The following is a 2,248-nucleotide window of genomic DNA, read 5'->3' as shown; positions in this document are numbered from 1 at the left end:
CTGATGCTGGCAGCCTATTTGTAATTGTGCTATCGTTCACCGAGGGAGCTTAATCAATCGTCGTAGTCACTATTGAGCTTTTATTCTCCGCTTATTGGACAGTATTACATAGCCTAATGAAACAAGGAACTCCAAGCGACCTTCGCGGTAGATTCCAACCGCAATTAAAAGCGTTCATTAATTTTGATCAACAATTCCTTTAAGGTTTGCTTCTCTTCTTCGGAAAGGACTTGAACGATTTCGTCCTCCACCTTTTGGAAGGAGTCATTAAAGTCTTCAATCAATTCAACGGCCTTTGGTAAAACATAAATGTTTTTTTGCCGTTCATTATTGGCTGGGATTTTCCGCTCGATGAATCCTCTTTGCTCAAGACCTTGAAGCATACTTGTAATGCTAGCCCCGCTCAGATGAAACCGATCGGCAAGATCCCTCTGAATTAATTCAGTTTCTTGGTTCTCGTAGATATGGCCAATTATTTTTCCTTGTTGAGCGTTTAACCCTAACTCTTTTATGCTCTCGTCCGCTTTTTTCTTTAACTTAAGGCCAATAATCTGAAACAAATCCAGATAAGGCGTATCCTTGCGAGGCTTCATGATCGTACCTCCCCATATTGTTAGAAAGCTAACTGTAAGCAAATAAACTATACAGAGATCCAGCTTTCATGTCAAATGAATATTAGTTTATTGACAGTTAGTCATCTAACAGTTATACTCCGAAGTGATTTAGTAACAACTCCAAGGAGGAATAACAAAATGAAGAATGCAGTCCAAAGCTCTCCTGTAGAAAAAGTTACGGCTATTACGAATGCGCGTATTTTCGATGGTGAAAAAGTGATCGAGTCAAGGAGTATTGTCATCAAAGGGGAAACCATTATTGCGGTGGGTGGCGACATTCCGGCGAATGCAACAATCATCAATGCTGAGGATGCAACATTATTGCCCGGCTTGATTGATGCGCATGTCCACACTTCCATCGGTGGATTACGAGATGCATTAAATTTCGGCGTGACGACAGAACTCGAAATGAACGGTGATTTTACGGAAAGAGGACGCGCGATCCAATTGAAAAATATGGATGACGTCGCCGATGTCCGTTCTGCAGGCACGGCAGTCACCGCTCCGGGTGGTCACCCGGATGAATTGCTGCCAGATGGGGATGAGATTCCAGAATTCGTATTAAAGGAATTGGAGAAGTTATCGAAGGAAGACCGGGAAGCTATGCTAGCCGCTTACGCCCACGATCACGAAGAAGTGCCGCAAGTAACGACGGTGGAAGAAGCGATTAAACATGTGCATACCCAGGTGGAGAATGGTGCCGACTATATAAAAATCATGATTGAAGAAGGAACAGTCATGGGTGCCCCTGGCCTGCCTGTTTTAAGCGACGAGATTCTAAAAGTAGCTGTGGAAGAAGCCCATAAGTTCGATAAAGTCGTCATCGCCCACGTCTTGACTGCTCATTCTTCGCAAACCGCCATCGATCTTGGAGTGGACGGATTGGGCCACCTGTTTATCGACAGGCCCGAGTATACGTCGGAGTTAGTGCAATCCATCGTCGATTCTGGCGCGTTTGTTACACCGTGCTTGGTGTTGAACTCATCCATTCTTGGGAACCCAGCATCGGAATTGGCGAATGACCCTCGTGTTCATTCCAAATTAAGTCCGGAATGGATCGATATTTTGAACTCTAGCTTCAATACTTTCCCGCAAGGCAAAATGGAAAATAGCTTTAAAAATGTGATGGATCTTCACAGTGCCGGTGTGGATATTCTGGTCGGGACGGATGTCGCTCCCGTTCCCGTTCCGAATCTTGGCGGCCTTGCTCATGGAGCCAGCGTACATCATGAATTGCAATTGCTGGTTACGGCCGGGTTCACTCCGATAGAAGCGCTTCAGTCGGCTACCTCGAAACCTGCCCGTCGGTTCGGTCTTAATGATCGTGGGCGTATTGCTGAAGGTGCGCGCGCTGACCTTGTACTGGTCAATGGCGATCCGACAACCAATATCTCGGATACCCTATCCATTAAAGCCGTATGGTTCAAAGGTGCGCAAAAACTAAGTTAATTATTTCTACTATTGTAATAATATGTTGCATGTAGTCAAAAACACTTTTGTGGCAGGGCACTCTACTTCGAGGAGTGCCCTGCTGTTCATCTTTGTAATTAAACTGCCCGTTAACGAAGTAATCACTATTTCTTACCAAACATGTTTTTAACACAATCATTATTTAGTTTTAATCTTCGATTAAT

General features: G+C 44.4%; 2 protein-coding genes. One reads left to right on the top strand and one right to left on the bottom strand.

Translation table 11 applies throughout. The annotated features are described in order from the left end of the window. Positions 1-164 precede the first annotated feature (164 nt). Complete coding sequence (locus GC098_RS11590; RefSeq protein WP_171643327.1) at positions 165-593, bottom strand: MarR family winged helix-turn-helix transcriptional regulator; 429 nt, start codon at positions 591-593, stop codon at positions 165-167. A 159-nt stretch (positions 594-752) separates the two neighbouring features. Here GC098_RS11590 and GC098_RS11585 point away from each other — a divergent pair, with 159 nt between their 5' ends. Further along, positions 753-2,063 (top strand): amidohydrolase family protein, encoded by a 1,311-nt coding sequence (locus tag GC098_RS11585; RefSeq protein ID WP_171643326.1) that lies wholly within the window; start codon positions 753-755, stop codon positions 2,061-2,063. The last annotated feature ends 185 nt before the right edge of the window (positions 2,064-2,248 follow it).

The sequence above is a fragment of the Paenibacillus phytorum genome (assembly GCF_013141715.1).
Taxonomy (GTDB): Bacteria; Bacillota; Bacilli; order Paenibacillales; family NBRC-103111; genus Paenibacillus_E; species Paenibacillus_E phytorum.
The sequence above is the reverse complement of the archived record's forward strand: the minus strand, read 5'-3'. Positions and strand labels throughout refer to the sequence as shown.

Bases quoted from the DNA above. Each gene is read 5' to 3' on its own strand.
- GC098_RS11585 (WP_171643326.1), top strand. From the start codon at position 753: ATGAAGAATGCAGTCCAAAGCTCTCCTGTAGAAAAAGTTACGGCTATT.
- GC098_RS11590 (WP_171643327.1), bottom strand. From the start codon at position 593: ATGAAGCCTCGCAAGGATACGCCTTATCTGGATTTGTTTCAGATTATT.